The sequence below is a fragment of the Acidovorax sp. 210-6 genome, assembly GCF_010020825.1.
Lineage (GTDB): Bacteria > Pseudomonadota > Gammaproteobacteria > Burkholderiales > Burkholderiaceae_C > Simplicispira > Simplicispira sedimenti.
In genome coordinates this window covers 3,482,962-3,498,773 of sequence record NZ_JAACJE010000001.1, presented here as the reverse complement: position 1 = coordinate 3,498,773, position 15,812 = coordinate 3,482,962, and the positions used below count along the sequence as shown (strand labels likewise).

Below are 15,812 nucleotides of genomic sequence, written 5' to 3'. Positions count from 1 at the left end.
ACATGGATGAGGACATCGACTCCATCAACGTCGTGCCGCTGGTCGATGTGATGCTGGTGCTGCTCACCATCGTGCTCACCACAGCCACCTTCGTGGTCACCGGGCGCATTCCCGTGGATCTGGCGCAGGCCGCGCAGGCCGCACCGGCCCAGCCTGCGCCGGTGGTGCTCACGCTCACCAGCCACAAGGTGCTGTACTTGAATGACGAGCGTGTGGACGATCTGGCCCCCGCCCTGGCCCGCTTCGAGCGCGCCCAGCCCGTGACGGTGCGCGCCGATGGCGCTCTGGCGCTGACCGACTTCGTGGACGTGGTGGACCGCGTGAAGGCGCTGGGCTTCGAGAAGGTGGCGCTGGAGGTGCGCCGCACATGAACGCGCCCACCATGACCGCCACCGGGGCGCCAACCCGTATGTCGCCCAGGGACTGGGCCGTTTCTGCCCTGCTGCACGCCAGCCTGCTGGGTGCCGCGCTCTGGTGGGGCCTGGAACAGGCGCCTGCCGTGGAGCGCCTGGAGGTGGCCGTGCGCTGGGCGGCGCCCCCACCGCCCCCACCGCCCGCGCCGGTGCCCCCGCAGGTGGCACCCGAGCCCCCCGCGCCGCAGCCCGCACCGGCCCCGCGCCAGCGGGCCGTGGCTGCGCACCGTCCCACCCCGGCTCCCCGGGCACCGGTGCAGGCGCCGCAGCCCCAGGCCGAGCCCCTGCGCTCTGAACCCAGCGTGGCCACGCCGGTCGCCACTGCGGCGGCCGAAGCGCCGCGTGCGGTGGCGGCTGTGGCGCCGCCAGCGCCCCCGAGCGTCGCCGCACCCCCTGCGCCGCAAAACGACCAAGACTACCAGCAGTGGCGTGCCCAGCTGGAGCAGGCCTTGCAGCAGGGCAAGCGCTACCCGGCCAGCGCGCGCCGCATGGGCCAGAGCGGCACCGTGGTGGTGCACCTGCGCGTGGGTGCCGACGGCAGCCTGCAGCACTGCATGTTGCACCACTCCTCGGGTTTCAAGGCGCTCGACCATGCCGCCGAGCAACTGGTGCGCAGCGTGGCACAAGCCCTGGCTGCACAGATGGCACCGGGGCGCGCGATCGACCTGCGCATCCCTATCGTTTACGAACTGACGGAATCTTGAAAATGGCACGCTGGATATGGATGGTGGCAGCCCTGTGCTGCGCGCTGGTGGGCCCCGCCGCTGCGGCGGACAAGGTGGCCCTGATCAGCAGCACCATGGTGCTGGAGCGCAAGTTCAAGCTCATGCAGGAAGCCGCTCGCGCGCAGGGCGTGGAGCTGGCCTGGACGCAGGTCGATGCCGAGGGCGAAAAAGGCGTGGCGCGTGTGCTCGACGGTGCGCGCCTGGTGCTGGTGGATGCACCGCGCTCCGACGACCAGGCGCTGATTGAGCGTGTGGCCGGGGCACAGATCCGCGCCGCCCGCCTGCCGGGCGTGGGCATCCATGTGATGAGCCCGCCCGTGCGTCTGCGTCCCATGGGTCTGCCGCCGGTACAGGCCCAGCGCGTGTTCGACTACTACGTGGGCGGCATGCGCGTGAACCACGAGCGCCTGTTCCAGTACCTGCGCGCCGTGCTGCAGGGCACCGACCCCGCCTCCGTGCCCGCGCCGGTGGCATTGCCCAACGGTGGTATCTACCACCCGGCGTACGACAAGGGCGTGTTTGCCGACCTGCGCAGCTACCTGACCTGGTGGCAGGCACGCCAGGGCGGCGCGGTGCGGGGCGCGCCGGTGGTGGGCATGGAGATGTCGTCCAGTTACCTGTCCGACGGGCAGACCCGCGTGCTCGACGAAACCATTGCCGCGCTGGAAGCGCGTGGCGCGCTGCCGCTGGTGTTCTACCGCAGCAGCCGCGTGGCGCGTGCGGCCACCGATGTGCAAGCTGCAACGGCAGCGACCCGGCCGGGGGGTGGTGGACCTCCGGCCGGGCCTGGGGGGCGTCCGGTGCAGGTGGCCGACATTGCTGCCGGGGTGTATGCGGGATCGGGCTTCCCCAACCCCCAGGAGCTGGCGCCGGTGGAGGTGGACGAGCCCATCATCACGCTGGACGGCAAGGTGTTGCCGCAGGTGCTGCTGGTCAATACCTTCCTGGGCATCAACCCCGACGCGCGCAAGGCCTGGCACCGCGCCATGGGCGTGCCGGTCATCCACATGCTGTCGTACCGCCAGGGCACGCGGGCTGAATACCTGCGCGATACCGTGGGAATCAACAGCTTCAACCTGCCGTTCTCTTTGACCAACGCCGAATACATCGGCCTGCAGGACCCGGTGGTCGTCAGCGCCAACGAGGGTGGCGAGCTGGTGCCCATGCCCGAGCAGATGGACCTGCTCGTCGGCAAGGCCGTGAACCTGGCACGCCTGCAGTCCTCGCCCAACGCCGAAAAGCGCCTGGCGCTGTTCTTCTGGAACCACCCGCCGGGTGAGAAGAACCAGGGTGCTTCCAACCTCAACGTGCCGCGCTCGCTGGAGCACCTGGTGCAGCGCCTGCGCGCCGAGGGCTACCGCATCGATGCCACCACCGAGCAGGACATCATCGCCACCGTGGCCACCCTGCTGCGCCCGGCGTACCGCAGCGGCGCCTTGGGCGAGCTGATGAAGACGCCGCACTGGGATTTTCTGCCCCTGGCGCGCTACGAGCGCTGGCTCCAGGGTTTGCCCGCCGAGGTGCGCCAGCGCATCACCGCCTTCTGGGGCGCACCCGAGAAAAGCCCCTGGGTGGTGCGCCACCAGGGGCAGCAGGGCTTTGTCATTCCGCGCATGAAGCTGGGCCAGCTCGTGGTGCTGCCCCAGCCCATGCGCAGCGAGACAGCGGCGGGCCACCACGACGAAAAAAAGCTGTTCCACGACACCAAGGTGCCGCTCAACCACTTCTACCTGGCCACCTACCTGTGGGCGCGTGAGCAGCATGCGGCACACGCCATCGTGCACTTTGGCACGCATGGCACGCAGGAGTGGACGCCCGGCAAGGAGCGCGGCCTGTGGGCCTACGACGAGCCCAACCTGCTGGTGGGCAACACGCCAGTGGTCTATCCCTACATCGTGGACAACATTGGCGAGGCGCTGCACGTGAAACGGCGCGGGCGCGGCGTGATCGTGAGCCACCAGACCCCGGCGTTCGCGCCTGCAGGTCTGTCGGAAGACTTCGTGCGCATCAACGACCTGATCCGCGAATACCAGTCGCTCGATTCCGGCCTGGTGAAGGACAACAACCGCAAGCTGATCGTGGCGCAGGCAGTGAAGATGAACATCCACAAAGACCTGAAGTGGAAGGTCGCCGAGCTGGAGCGCAGCTTCGACAAGTTCCTGCGCGACCTGGAGGACTACCTCGAAGACCTGGGCGCTGCCCAGCAGCCGCTGGGCCTGCACACCCTGGGCCAGGACGCCGAGCGCGCCCACCTCGTCAGCAACGTGATGCAGATGCTGGGTCAGCCGCTCTACGAGGCCACGGGTGTGAAAAACGCCAAGGCCGCGTTCAAGGGCGACTACAAGGACCTGCCCAAAACCGCGCCCTACCGCTTCGTGGACGACTGGGTCTTCAGCGAGCGCCCGCTGCGCGAGCTGGACGACCCCCAACTGCGCGTGCTGGCCGAGAAGGGGCGGCGCTTCCTGGTCACGCTGCGGGCCGCCTGGGAGGTGGAGGGCGTGCTGCAGGGCCTGTCGGCACGCTGGATCGACCCGTCTTACGGCGGCGACCCGATCCGCAACCCCGACGCACTGCACACCGGACGCAACATGTACGGCTTCGACCCTGCGCGCATTCCCACGCGCGCGGCCTACGAGGCGGGCAAGGAGGCGGTGCAGGCGCTGATCCAGTCCTACCAGGCCGAGCACGGCAAGTTCCCTGAGAAGCTGGCCTTCAGCATGTGGAGCACCGAAACCCTCCGCCACTTGGGCATGCTGGAGGCGCAAATCCTCTATGCCATGGGCGTGAAACCGCGCTGGGACGAGGGCGGGCGCGTGGTGGGCATGGAGGTGATTCCCCTGCAGGAGCTGGGGCGCCCGCGCATCGACACGGTGATTTCGCTCACCGGCCTGTACCGTGACCAGTTCCCCAATGTGATGGAGCGCTTCAACGAGGCCATCCAGTTGCTCGCCGCGCAGCCCGAGCCGCGCGAGAAGAACTTTGTGCGTGCCAACACCGAGCGCATCGAGGCCGCGCTGCGTGCGCAGGGCGTGCCCGCGCAGGAGGCGCGCGAGTTTGCCCTGACCCGCATCTTCGGCAACGAAAGCGGCGACTACAGCACCAAGCTGACCGACGCCTCGCTCGCCTCCGACATGTGGGAAGAGGGCGACGGCAAGCTCGAAAAGCTCTACCTCTCGCGCATGTCCTGGGCCTATGGCCCCAACACCGCGAACTGGAGCCGCAAGCTGGCCGACCCCTCTGGGCGCGAGATCAACACCTACGCCGAGCACCTGCGCGGCACCAGCGCGGCGGTGTTCTCGCGCTCGTCCAACCTGCGCGGCCTGCTTGATACCGATCACCCGTTCGAGTACCTGGGCGGCATCTCGCTGGCCGTCAAGCACCTGGACGGCAAGAACCCGCAGCTCTACATCTCCAACATGCGCGACCCCAACCGCGCGCGCCTGCAGACGGCCGAGAAGTTCATGGCCACCGAGCTGCGCAGCGTCTATCAGCACCCGAACTGGATGAAGGAAATGATGCAGGAGGGCTACAGCGGCACGCTGCAGATGCTCAACACCGTCAACAACTTCTGGGGCTGGCAGGTGATGGACCGCAACGTGGTGCGCGACGACCAGTGGCAGGAATTTCACGAAACCTATGTGAACGACCGCCACCGCCTGGGCACGCGCGAATGGTTCGAGAAGAACAACCCCACCGCCCTGGCGCAGGTGGCCGAGCGCATGCTCGAAGCCATCCGCAAGGACTACTGGCAGGCCGACGAGCGTACCAAGCGCGAGCTGGTGGCCACCTACCAGGATCTGGCCGCGCGCCACGACGTGCACACCGGCAACGAAGCCTTCAAGGCCTACGTGGCCGAGCTGGCGCAGGGCTTTGGCATCGGGCCGCAGCCTGCGCCTGCCCAGGCCGCGCCCAGCGCCGCTGCTGCGCCACCCCAGGCAGCACCGCAGCCGCAACCGCCCGCACCGGAACCGGAGCCACCTGCGCCGCCCCCGGTGGTGCGCGGCCAGGAGCTGCGCGAGGTGCTGCGCGACACCCCCGTGCAGCAGCTCATCTGGGCCTACGCCTGGCTGCTGGGCGCCGTGGTGCTGGCCGGCATGGCCTGGCAGACCTGGCGCGTGCGCCGCCACCGCATTCCATCTTCCATTTCTTTGAAAGCCTCCGCATGAACGCCCTTGAAAGCTTCCTCTACGAGATCTCCAAGTTCTTCCTCACCCCGGTACTGGTGCTGCTGTGCCTGATGTTCGTCTATGCCCTGTTCAGCCTGGGGCAGGTGCTGGTCGAGGCCGTGGCACGCGCGCGCCTGCCGCAGGGCCAGCAGCCGCTGCACCGCTACTGGCAGCGCAATGCCCACCTGGGCAGCGACGGGCTGGAGCTGTACGTGCTCAAGCAGCTCGAACTCCAGCGCATCGTCAGCCGCGTGGCGCCGCTGCTGGGGCTGGTGGCCACCATGATCCCCATGGGCCCGGCCCTGGTGGCCGTGGCGGCCGGCAACACGCAGGGCATGGCGCAGAACCTGGTGGTGGCCTTTGCCGCCGTGATCGTGGCGCTGCTGGCGGCCGCCATCACCTTTGTGGTGCAGACGCTGCGCAAGCGCTGGCTCATGGAGGAGCTCAACGTGCTGCTCATTGGCCTGGACGCCGCGCCCGTGGCCGTGCCAACGCCTGCGCACGGCCATGCACACGATGCGGTGCCCTCGCGCGCCACCCGGGAGCTGGCCCATGGCTGAATCCCGCCGCATGCGCATCGACATCCTGGGCGACTCCGACGAGGACGATCCCATTCTCAGCGTGGTGAACATCATCGACGTGTTCCTGGTGGTGATTGCCGTGCTGCTCATCGCCGTGGCCGAGAACCCGCTCAACCCCTTTGCCTCGCAGGACGTGGTGGTCATCAAGAACGCGGGCAAGCCCAACATGGAAATGCTGGTCAAGGAAGGCAATGAGCTCAAGCAGTACCAGTCCTCGGGCCAGATTGGCGAAGGCCAGGGCATGAAGGCCGGGGTGGCCTACCGCATGAAGGACGGCAGCATGGTCTATGTGCCGGAAACCCAAGAGGGAAAATAGCCAGAGCCCCCCCGCAGTGCACAGGCTTTGGGAGCCGGTGCTCAGGCAGAAGCGCCCGCTTGAACCTTGGGACGCGATACCTGCGCGCCCGTGGGCACGGCCAGAGTGAAGCAGGCGCCCTTGCCCAGCAGGTCCGCCAGCTCGCGCGAAAGGGCCAGCCCCAGCCCGGTGTCGCCGTGCTGGTAGCTGACGCGGGTGTTCGCCTGGCGGAATTTTTCAAAAATCATGGTGTGCTGCGAAGGGTCGATGCCTGGGCCTGTGTCCGATACCTTGAAGTCCTGGCTCTAACCGCGGGCGGTCAGCAGCACCACCTGGGGGAGATCCAGGGAGGGGTCGCTTTTGATGCAACGGCGCAGATCCAGCCCGTCCATGGTGCCGGGCATCATCCCATCCAGCAGCAGATTGGGGCGCACTTGCTGCACGGCCACCAGGCCTTCATCGGCGTTGGCGGCTTCATGGATGTCGTAGTCCTCAAACTCCAGGGGCACGTGGATCGGTTTGCGGATGTCTGCGTGGTCTTCAACAACCAGGATTCGTTTGTGCATGGCATGTCCTCGGGAAAGGGGTATGTTGGTTTTAACCAAATGCATCATATTTATCGAAACATAAATGATAAAATTTGCGACCATGGAAGCCAGCAAGCTCATGTCCCTGCCTGCGGACTGCAGCACGCGCGACGTCGCACGCGTGCTGGGCTTGGCAGTGCGTTCCGTTCAACTCATGGTGGATCGGGGCGAACTGGAGGCCTGGAAGACGCCCGGCGGGCACCGGCGCATTGCGCGAGCCTCGGTGGAGCGGTGGCTGAAGCGGCGCCAAGGGGCTGCTGGGGACGCGCGGGGCCATGAGATGGCCGCAAGAGCGCCAGCCTCGATCGATGATGCGGAGGGTGATACCGCATCCAGGCGCTCTCCGCGGGATGGGCGCCGGGAAGCGTCGTGCGGCAGCCCTCAGCGGGTACTGTTGATCGAGGATTCGGTCCATTTTCAGAACCTGGTCAAGCTGCTGATGGCGCATGAATTCCCCCAGGTGGAATTGCATGTGGCGGACGACGGCATCGTGGGTCTGGCCATGGCGGGCGAACTTCAGCCCGACGTTCTCATTGTGGACATTCTCTTGCCGGGTATCGATGGCGCCACCTTGATTTCCCGTTTGCGTTCGCATCCGCAGTTCCAGCGCAGCCGTGTGATCGTGGTGACCTCGCTGGACGAAGCGCAACGCGGCTCCTACGCCTTTGTGCTGGCCGGTGTGCCGGTGGTACACAAGCCGCGCCTGGTGCAGGAGCTTCCGGCCCTGTTGGTCGAGAGCCTGAGCCCGGCGGGCTGAAGCCGGCATTTGCCAGACCTGCACGAGGCTGGCGGATTCCACGGGGGCCTGGATGACTGAGGGTTAAGTTTGGGTTTGTTTTAATCAAATTGTGCAAATAAGCCGGAAGGTTGCGCTCGGACAATGCGCAGCCCTTGGCGGGCTGGGCGTGTTACGGGTATTGGCGCAGCACGCACAATCCGGGGATGAAAACGATCCGACTCAAACCCGGCAAAGAGCGCTCACTGCAGCGTCGCCACCCCTGGATTTTTGAAAGCGCCATCGCCAAGGGCGGCGGCGACAGCGGCGAAACCGTGCGCGTGGAATCGCACGAGGGCCAGTTCCTGGCCTGGGCGGCGTTCAGCCCACAGTCGCGCATCCGCGCGCGGGTGTGGAGCTTTGACGAGGCGCAGCGCATCGATGCTCCTTTTTTCATAGCTGCTTGCGCCCGTGCAATAAGCGCTAGAGGCCGATTTGATATACAAAGCAACGGCGTGCGCTTGGTGCATGGCGAGTCGGACGGTCTGCCCGGCCTGGTGGTGGACCGCTACGGCGATACGCTGGTGGCGCAGTTCACCAGCGCGGGCACCGAGCGCTGGAAGAGCGTGCTGGCCGACGCGCTGCTCCAGGCCACGGGTCTGACGCGCCTGTACGAGCGCTCGGACGCCAGCGTGCGCCAGCTCGAAGGGCTGGAGAGCAGCACCGGCTGGCTGCGCGGCGGCCCGCAGGCCGGGGGCGAGGCACCCCCGCTGGAGCTGGAGATCCACGAGCACGAGTGGCTTCTCACGCTCAACATCGCCGAGGGCCACAAGACCGGCTTCTACCTGGACCAGCGCGACAGCCGCAAGCGTTTTGCCGACTGCGTGCAGCGCCTGGGGCTGCGCCGTGTGCTCAACTGCTATTGCTACACCGGGGGCTTTTCGGTGGCGGCGCTGGCGGGCCAGCGCGCGGCCGGGGTGGAGGACGGCGAGGTGGTGTCCATCGACTCGTCTGGCCCGGCGCTGGAGCGGGCGCGCGCGCATGTGGCACTCAATGGCTTCGACGCGGCCCGTGCCACGTTTCTGGATGCCGATGTGAACGCCTCGCTGCGCCAGTTTCTGCGCGAAGGGCGGCGCTTTGACGCGATCGTGCTCGACCCGCCGAAGTTCGCCCCCACGGTCACGCACGCCGAACGCGCCGCGCGCGCCTACAAGGACATCAACCGCCTGGCGCTGCAGCTGCTGGAGCCCGGCGGTGTGCTCTACACCTTCTCGTGCTCGGGCGGCATCAGCGCCGACCTGTTCCACAAGATCGTCGCCTCGGCCGGGGCCGATGCGGGGGTGGACGGCTACATCCTGGAGCGCCTGGGTGGGGCGCCCGACCACCCCATGACGCTGGAATTCCCCGAAGGGGAATACCTCAAGGGCCTGGCCGTGATGCGCAAGTGAGCACCAATGCTATAAAAATAATAGCTGCTTGCGCTTGATGTGAAAGCGCCAGAGGCACAAATCACTCAAAGTTCATACAGCCCCTGCGCACAGGGGCTTGACAGCTCGGCTACAGTTTTTGGGTTGTCTCCCGTATTTCTCCCAAGGCTTCTCATGTCCCTCATCCCCGTCACCATCCTCACCGGCTTCCTGGGCTCGGGCAAGACCACCTTGCTCAAGCGTGTGCTGTCCGAAGTCCACGGCCAGAAGATCGCCGTCATCGAAAACGAGTTCGGCGAGGAGAACATCGACAACGACATCCTCGTGACCGACAGCGAGGAGCAGATCGTGCAGATGAGCAATGGCTGCATCTGCTGCACCATCCGCGAAGACCTGCGCGAAACCCTGCAATTGCTGGCTGCCAAGCGCCGCAAAGGCATGCTGGCTTTTGACCGCGTGGTCATCGAGACCACGGGTCTGGCCGACCCCGGCCCGGTGGTGCAGACTTTCTTCATGGACGACGAGATCGCCGAAACCTACCTGGTGGACTCCATCCTCACCCTGGTGGACGCCAAGCATGCCCAGCAGCAGCTCGACGATCGCCAGGAGGCGCGCCGCCAGGTGGGCTTTGCCGATCAGATCTTTCTGTCCAAGACCGACCTGGTCAGCGCCGAAGAAGTGGACGCGCTCATCCACCGCCTCAAGCACATGAACCCGCGTGCGCCGATCAAGGCGGTGCACTTTGGCGAGGTGCCGCTGTCCGAGGTGCTGGACCTGCGCGGTTTCAATCTCAACGCCAAGCTGGACATCGACCCCGATTTCCTCAAGGAAGAGGACGACCACAGCCACTGCGACCATGACCATGGGCAGTGCGAGCATGGCCATGACCACGGGCACCACCATCACCACGACCATGCGCATGGCGAGCACTGCAACCACCCCTCGCACCAGCATGGCCGCCACCATCACCACGATGACGACGTCAAGAGCTTTGTCTATCGCGCCGAGCGTGCCTTTGACCCGGCCAAGCTGGAAGACTTTCTGGGCGCCATCGTCAACATCTACGGCCCGCGCATGCTGCGCTACAAGGGCGTGCTGCACATGAAGGGCACTGAGCGCAAGGTCATCTTTCAGGGCGTGCACCAGCTCATGGGCAGCGACCTGGGGCCGCAGTGGGCCGAGGGCGAGAAGCGCCAGAGCAAGATGGTGTTCATCGGCATCGAGCTGCCGCGCGACATCCTGGAGCAGGGCCTGGACCAGTGCCTGGTCGCCTGATGCAGCACCCGCGGTGTGGGGAATGCACAACGCCTGCCCCCAAGCAAGACAGTGCCTATACAATCGCGCCCCGGTAAAGCCAAGGGCATACTACGATCAAACCTCCCGCAGGTGGCGCCGCACCGCCACCGAAGCGGGAAGCCCGTACCGCGAGGAGACAGGACGTGAACGCTGCACCCAGCAAACCCAAGGCCCCTGCAAAGGCGTCTTCCACCGCGGCCTCACCGGCCCCGGCAAAAGTCAGCGCCAAGGCGGCTCCAGCGTCGCCTGACGGCTTGCCCGTGCGCAGTGCTCGGCCTTCTTCCCGCCTGGCCCAATTGACCGTACCATCCATTCAGCAGTCCGTCGCTTCGACGGCTGCCAAAGCGAGTTACACGAATACCATGCCCACCACCCTGCAAGCCCCGCGTGCTGCGGCTCCCAAAAAGGACCCCAAGCTGGCCAACCACTGGAAGACCAAGCCCCTGGAGGAATTGACCGACGCCGACATCCTCGCCATGCCCGACAGCGAGTACATGAACGACGTCCAGATGGCCTACTTCCGCCGCAAGCTGGTGCAACTCAAGCAGGACATGCACAACAACGCAGGTGAAACCACCGAGCACCTGCGTGAGGACACCGTGGTCGTGCCCGACCCGGCAGACCGTGCCACCATCGAAGAAGAACACGCCCTGGAGCTGCGCACCCGTGACCGCGAGCGCAAGTTGCTCAAGAAGATCGAGCAGTCCATCTCGCGCATCGACGCTGGCGACTACGGTTACTGCGACGAAACCGGCGAACCCATTGGCGTGGGCCGCCTGCTGGCCCGACCCACGGCCACGCTCTCGCTGGAAGCGCAGCAGCGCCGCGAGCTCAAGCAAAAGATGTTTGGTGATTGACGGGGAACTCCTTTTGAGCCTCTGCCGCGCAGTACGCAAGCCATCATGAGCAAGGAAGACAACCCCTCCTCCGGCGGTGGCCTCCTGTCCAAGGTGGTGCGTTTCGTGCGCAACCCCACGGTCAACTGGTCGGAGCTGGACTCCATCCAGGACGACAAGGAGAGCCAGTACAGCAAGCAGATGCTCAAGGAGATGATCGAGCGCAAGCGGCGCAACGACTTTGTGCGCCGCCGTGAATTCGATCAGCTGCGCAAACTGCGCCAGCGCGACGCCCTGAGCGGCCAGCGCACGGCCGATCCGGCGGCCCGACCCTCGTTCTTCCAGAGCAGCCTCACCTCGCCAGGCGAGCGCGCCGTCACGATCAAGAAGATCGACGAGATCGAGGCGCAGATGTCCATGCAGTGGTGGAAGAGCAAACAGGCGGGTGACAACCCCGAAGGTGTGGCCCCTGTGCAGGCGGGCGATGCCCTGGCAGACGCGACCACCGTGCCGGCCCACCCCAATGCCTACGCCCCGACGGCTCCCCTGGCTCTGCAACCCACCCCTCCCGCACGCACGGCGCCCGAGCCGCTGTTCGCGGGCGACAGCCTGGCTGCACAGGAAACCTCCCTGCCGCTGGAGGAGCCCGATGCGGCCACATGGAACATGGGGGGGGCAGGTACCTCGGCACCACCGGCCGCACCGGCCTTGGAGAAATTCGTGCACGAACCCGACCTCGAAGAAGCCGCCATCCGCTTTGCCAACGGCGATTACGCGGGCGCAGAGGCGGGCCTGCTGGAAGTGCTGGAGCGCCACAGCGCCGACGAAGCCGATGCCCAGTTCGAGATCTGGATGACGCTGTTCGACCTGTACCGCGCCACAGGCCAGCAAGACCGTTTTGACGCGCTGGCCATCGACTTTGCCGGGCGCTTTGCGCGCTCTGCGCCGCTGTGGTTTTCCATCCCCGAACAATTGGGCCTGCAGGCTGCCGTGAAGGCCGAGGCCACCGCAGTGCCCCAGCGTGAATTCAGCTGGAACGCACCGGCCGCCATGACGCTGCAGTCGGCAGCTGCGCTGCAGGCATCCATCAATCGCTCGGCCTCGCCCTGGACGCTGACCTGGACGCGGCTCAAGTCCATTGAAGACACGGCGCTGACCGCATTGGCCAACGAGTTCACCCGCTGGGCGGACATGAAGGGGCAGTTTGTGTTCACGGGCTCGCAAGCGCTGCTGACCTTGCTGCAGGAGTGCACCCAGTCGGGTAACCGCGAGACCAACCCGGAATGGTGGCGCCTGCGCATGGCGGTGTTGCGCTTCATGGGCCAGGCCGACGAGTTCGAAATGGTGGCCTTGGATTACTGCGTCACCTACGAAGTGTCGCCTCCCTCCTGGGCCAACCCGCTGTGCGGCTACAGCGACGATTCCACCCCCGAGGTCGCGCCTGCGCCCGCCCCGGCCCAGGATTTGGTTGCGCGGCCGCACTGGAAAGACAGCACCACCCCGGCGCCGCTCACGGGTTTTGGCGATTCGGTGCCTGCGCTGGCCGGGCTGACCGGCCATATCGAGGGCGACGCCACCCACCTGCTCGAAGGCATGCAGGACCATGTGCCTGCGGGCCAGCCGCTGGCCATCCCGTGCGACAGGCTCATCCGCATCGACTTCACCGCTGCGGGCTCGGTGCTCAACTGGGCGGCCCAGCAGCAGGCCCAGGGGCGCGAAGTGCAGTTCCACAACCTGCACCGCTTGGTGGCGGTGCTGTTCAACGTGCTCGGTGTCAACGAGCATGCCTGGGTGCTGCCGCGGAAGAATTAGCGTACTCCCCCCTGAGGCCCTGCGGGCCTTCCCCCCTCTCTCGAATCGCTGCGCGATTCGGGAGGGGGGACGCTCCCGGCGCGGCGGGGCGGCCCTTGCGCGGGAGCCCTGGTCTGGGGTGTGCCAGTGTCACGCGGCACTGGAAGCGGCTTCACCACTAAAAACTGACTTGTATTGACGGTGGGCGCCCCCACCTAAGCGCCCTATGACCGCATCCAACGAATCCCCGGTGTTCCACGGAACCACCATCCTCAGCGTGCGCCGCCAAACCCCGCAGGGCGTGCAGGTGGCCATTGGCGGCGACGGCCAGGTCACGCTGGGCAATATCGTCGTCAAGGGCACGGCGCGCAAGGTGCGCAAGCTGCACCATGGCAAGGTGCTGGCGGGCTTTGCCGGCGCCACGGCCGACGCCTTCACGCTGTTCGAGCGCTTTGAAGCCAAGCTGGACAAGCACCAGGGCCACCTGGTGCGCGCCGCCATCGAGCTGACCAAGGACTGGCGCACCGACCGCGTGCTGCGCCGCCTGGAAGCCATGCTGGCCGTGGCCGACCGCGAGGCCTCCCTCATCATCACCGGCAACGGCGACGTGCTGGAGCCCGAACAAGGCATCGTGGCCATCGGTTCGGGCGGGGCCTATGCGCATTCGGCCGCCAAGGCGCTGCTGACCAACACCGAACTGGGCGCTGAAGACATCGTGCGCAAATCCCTGGCCATTGCCGGTGAGCTGTGCATCTACACCAACATGCACCACACGATTGAAACCCTTTAAGGGAACTTCGTTTGCTATCAAAATAATAGCTGTTTGCGCTTATTCTATAAGCGCTATGTGCCGATTTGATTGGAATTTCTCTCCATGTCTTCCATGACCCCCCAGGAAATCGTCTCCGAGCTGGACCGCCACATCGTCGGCCAGTCCAAGGCCAAGCGGGCCGTGGCCATTGCGCTGCGCAACCGCTGGCGCCGCCAGCAGGTGCAGGAGCCCCTGCGCCACGAAATCACGCCCAAGAACATCCTCATGATCGGCCCCACGGGCGTGGGCAAGACCGAAATCGCGCGGCGCCTGGCACGCCTGGCCGATGCGCCTTTCATCAAGGTCGAAGCCACCAAGTTCACCGAGGTGGGCTATGTGGGCAAGGACGTGGACACCATCATCCGCGACCTGATGGAAGTGGCCGTCAAGCAGGAGCGCGAGGTACAGACACGCCAGGTGCGCACGCGCGCCGAAGACGCGGCCGAGGAGCGCATCCTGGACGTGCTCATCCCCGTGGCGCGCACGCCCGGCAGCGAGCCGCCGCCCGACAGCACCGCACGCCAGGTGTTCCGCAAGAAGCTGCGCGAGGGCCAACTCGACGACAAGGAAATCGAGATCGACCTGGCCGAGGCCCGCCCACAGCTCGAAATCATGGGCCCAGCGGGCATGGAGGACATGGCCGAGCAGCTGCGCGGCATGTTCAGCCAGATCGGGCAGGGCAAGCGCAAGACGCGCAAGCTCAGCATTGCCGAAGCCCGGCGCCAGCTCGTCGAGGAAGAGGCGGCCAAGCTGGTCAACGAGGAAGAGATCAAGCAGCGCGCCCTGCTCAGCGCCGAGCAGAACGGCATCGTGTTCATCGACGAGATCGACAAGGTGGCCGCGCGCCAGGAGAGCAGCGGCGCCGATGTGTCACGCCAGGGCGTGCAGCGCGACCTGCTGCCGCTGGTGGAAGGCACCACGGTGCACACCAAGTACGGCATGGTCAAGACCGACCATATCCTGTTCATTGCCTCCGGAGCTTTCCACCTGGCCAAGCCCAGCGACCTGATTCCCGAGTTGCAGGGGCGCTTTCCGATCCGCGTGGAGCTCGACTCGCTTTCGGTGCAGGACTTTGAAGCCATCCTCACGCAGACGCACGCCTCGCTGGTGCGCCAGTACCAGGCGCTGCTGGCCACCGAGGGCGTGGCGCTGGAGTTCACGCCCGAAGGCATCACCCGCCTGGCGCACATTGCCTTCGAGGTCAACGAACGCACCGAGAACATCGGCGCGCGCCGCCTGTCCACGGTGATGGAGCGTTTGCTCGACGAGGTGAGCTTTGACGCCGCGCACCGAGCGGGCCAGACGGTGGCCATCGACGCAGCCTACGTCGATGCGCGCCTGCAGGCGCTGTCGCAGGACGAAGACCTTTCGCGCTTCATTTTGTAAGATCACGAACACGTTCTAAGTGCCTTTTCGGTGCGGGCCGCCCGTTCCCCTGGGGGAGCGGGCGGCCTCTGTCTTTGGAATGCTGCAAAAAGGCAGACTGTCCACATGCCTCAGGTGTTACTTTCATTGGCGCGTCTAACTGCTTTGTGTAAAAGGTTTTTTGCCTGACATGCACATGCAAAATAGCGCCTAAGTCCTTGATTTCATTGCAAGAAGTTGTTGCAAACCCTGTTGCGAACGCTGCTTTTCCTGCTACAGTGCAAAAAAGTGCAATTAGGTGGTGAAAAGTGCCATTTCCGGTCTGTGGCAAGCCGGCAATGGATTCAATCAACAGCAAGGGGTCGGTGCAGTGTTTCAAGGGGCGTCTTCGCTCAGTCTGGATGCGAAGGGTCGGCTTTCTGTGCCGACCCGGCACCGTGACGTCCTGAGCGCCACCGCCGCCGGCCAGCTCACCATCACCAAGCATCCGCACGGCTGCCTCATGGTGTTTCCGCGCCCCGAGTGGGAGAAGTTCCGCGAGCGCATTGCGGCGCTGCCCATGTCGGCCCAGTGGTGGAAGCGCATCTTCCTGGGCAACGCCATGGACGTGGACATGGACGCCACCGGCCGCGTGCTCATCTCGCCCGAACTGCGCCAAGCCGCGGGCATCACCAAGGACGCCATGCTGCTGGGCATGGGCGAGCACTTCGAGCTGTGGGACAAGGCCACCTATGACGCCCAGGAGGCGCAGGCCATGCAGGGCGACATGCCCGATGTGTTCAAGGACTTCTCTTTCTGAGGCGC

15 protein-coding genes and 1 pseudogene are annotated in these 15,812 nt (G+C 65.8%); 13 read left to right on the top strand and 3 right to left on the bottom strand.

Going from position 1 to position 15,812, the window contains the following annotated elements; all coding sequences use genetic code 11:
- The first annotated feature begins 2 nt into the window (after window positions 1-2).
- The 5 genes from GWK50_RS16215 to GWK50_RS16195 are packed head-to-tail and all read left to right on the top strand — an operon-like array spanning window position 3 to window position 6,201.
- The gene (locus tag GWK50_RS16215) at window positions 3-371 is read left to right on the top strand and encodes a biopolymer transporter ExbD (RefSeq protein WP_162017390.1); all 369 of its coding nucleotides are present in this window, start codon (window positions 3-5) and stop codon (window positions 369-371) included.
- On the top strand, window positions 368-1,117 hold the full coding sequence (locus GWK50_RS16210) for an energy transducer TonB (protein WP_162017389.1): 750 nt from the start codon (window positions 368-370) through the stop codon (window positions 1,115-1,117). Before GWK50_RS16215 ends, GWK50_RS16210 begins: the two co-directional genes overlap by 4 nt.
- Before the next feature lie 2 nt (window positions 1,118-1,119).
- On the top strand, window positions 1,120-5,304 hold the full coding sequence (gene cobN, locus GWK50_RS16205; protein WP_162017388.1) for a cobaltochelatase subunit CobN: 4,185 nt from the start codon (window positions 1,120-1,122) through the stop codon (window positions 5,302-5,304).
- Complete coding sequence (locus tag GWK50_RS16200; protein ID WP_162017387.1) at window positions 5,301-5,864, top strand: MotA/TolQ/ExbB proton channel family protein; 564 nt, start codon at window positions 5,301-5,303, stop codon at window positions 5,862-5,864. The genes cobN and GWK50_RS16200 overlap by 4 nt, the downstream gene beginning before the upstream one ends.
- Window positions 5,857-6,201: a DUF2149 domain-containing protein gene (locus GWK50_RS16195; RefSeq protein ID WP_242455406.1), complete on the top strand. Its 345-nt coding sequence runs from the start codon at window positions 5,857-5,859 to the stop codon at window positions 6,199-6,201. The genes GWK50_RS16200 and GWK50_RS16195 overlap by 8 nt, the downstream gene beginning before the upstream one ends.
- 41 nt (window positions 6,202-6,242) lie before the next feature.
- Here the strand turns inward: GWK50_RS16195 and GWK50_RS16190 are convergent.
- Window positions 6,243-6,464, bottom strand: a pseudogene (locus tag GWK50_RS16190) (ATP-binding protein); the annotation flags it as partial.
- A 21-nt stretch (window positions 6,465-6,485) separates the two neighbouring features.
- Window positions 6,486-6,746 (bottom strand): response regulator, encoded by a 261-nt coding sequence (locus tag GWK50_RS16185; protein ID WP_162017386.1) that lies wholly within the window; start codon window positions 6,744-6,746, stop codon window positions 6,486-6,488.
- An 82-nt stretch (window positions 6,747-6,828) separates the two neighbouring features.
- Between GWK50_RS16185 and GWK50_RS16180 the strand changes: the two genes are divergently transcribed.
- From GWK50_RS16180 to hslU, 7 genes are all read left to right on the top strand, one after another.
- On the top strand, window positions 6,829-7,524 hold the full coding sequence (locus GWK50_RS16180; RefSeq protein WP_162017385.1) for a response regulator: 696 nt from the start codon (window positions 6,829-6,831) through the stop codon (window positions 7,522-7,524).
- A 185-nt stretch (window positions 7,525-7,709) separates the two neighbouring features.
- Window positions 7,710-8,930: a class I SAM-dependent methyltransferase gene (locus GWK50_RS16175; RefSeq protein ID WP_162017384.1), complete on the top strand. Its 1,221-nt coding sequence runs from the start codon at window positions 7,710-7,712 to the stop codon at window positions 8,928-8,930.
- Between the two features lie 153 nt (window positions 8,931-9,083).
- A complete protein-coding gene (locus GWK50_RS16170; protein WP_162017383.1) occupies window positions 9,084-10,184 on the top strand; it encodes a GTP-binding protein in 1,101 nt (366 codons plus the stop codon).
- 164 nt (window positions 10,185-10,348) lie between these two features.
- Entirely contained in the window at window positions 10,349-11,062 is a 714-nt protein-coding gene (dksA, locus tag GWK50_RS16165) for an RNA polymerase-binding protein DksA (RefSeq protein WP_162017382.1), read from the top strand.
- Between the two features lie 45 nt (window positions 11,063-11,107).
- A complete protein-coding gene (locus GWK50_RS16160; protein ID WP_162017381.1) occupies window positions 11,108-12,853 on the top strand; it encodes an STAS domain-containing protein in 1,746 nt (581 codons plus the stop codon).
- 205 nt (window positions 12,854-13,058) lie between these two features.
- Window positions 13,059-13,622, top strand: coding sequence for an ATP-dependent protease subunit HslV (gene hslV / locus GWK50_RS16155; RefSeq protein WP_162017380.1), 564 nt, complete (start codon window positions 13,059-13,061; stop codon window positions 13,620-13,622).
- Between the two features lie 84 nt (window positions 13,623-13,706).
- A complete protein-coding gene (gene hslU / locus GWK50_RS16150) occupies window positions 13,707-15,029 on the top strand; it encodes an ATP-dependent protease ATPase subunit HslU (protein WP_162017379.1) in 1,323 nt (440 codons plus the stop codon).
- On the opposite strand, the gene GWK50_RS16145 is transcribed toward hslU, so the two are convergent.
- On the bottom strand, window positions 15,019-15,387 hold the full coding sequence (locus tag GWK50_RS16145) for a hypothetical protein (protein WP_162014698.1): 369 nt from the start codon (window positions 15,385-15,387) through the stop codon (window positions 15,019-15,021). The two genes, hslU and GWK50_RS16145, sit on opposite strands and share 11 nt — an antisense overlap.
- On the opposite strand from GWK50_RS16145, the gene mraZ reads away from it, so the two are divergent.
- Window positions 15,379-15,807, top strand: a complete 429-nt coding sequence (gene mraZ / locus GWK50_RS16140) for a division/cell wall cluster transcriptional repressor MraZ (RefSeq protein WP_162018150.1) — start codon at window positions 15,379-15,381, stop codon at window positions 15,805-15,807. The two genes, GWK50_RS16145 and mraZ, sit on opposite strands and share 9 nt — an antisense overlap.
- Window positions 15,808-15,812: the final 5 nt, after the last annotated feature.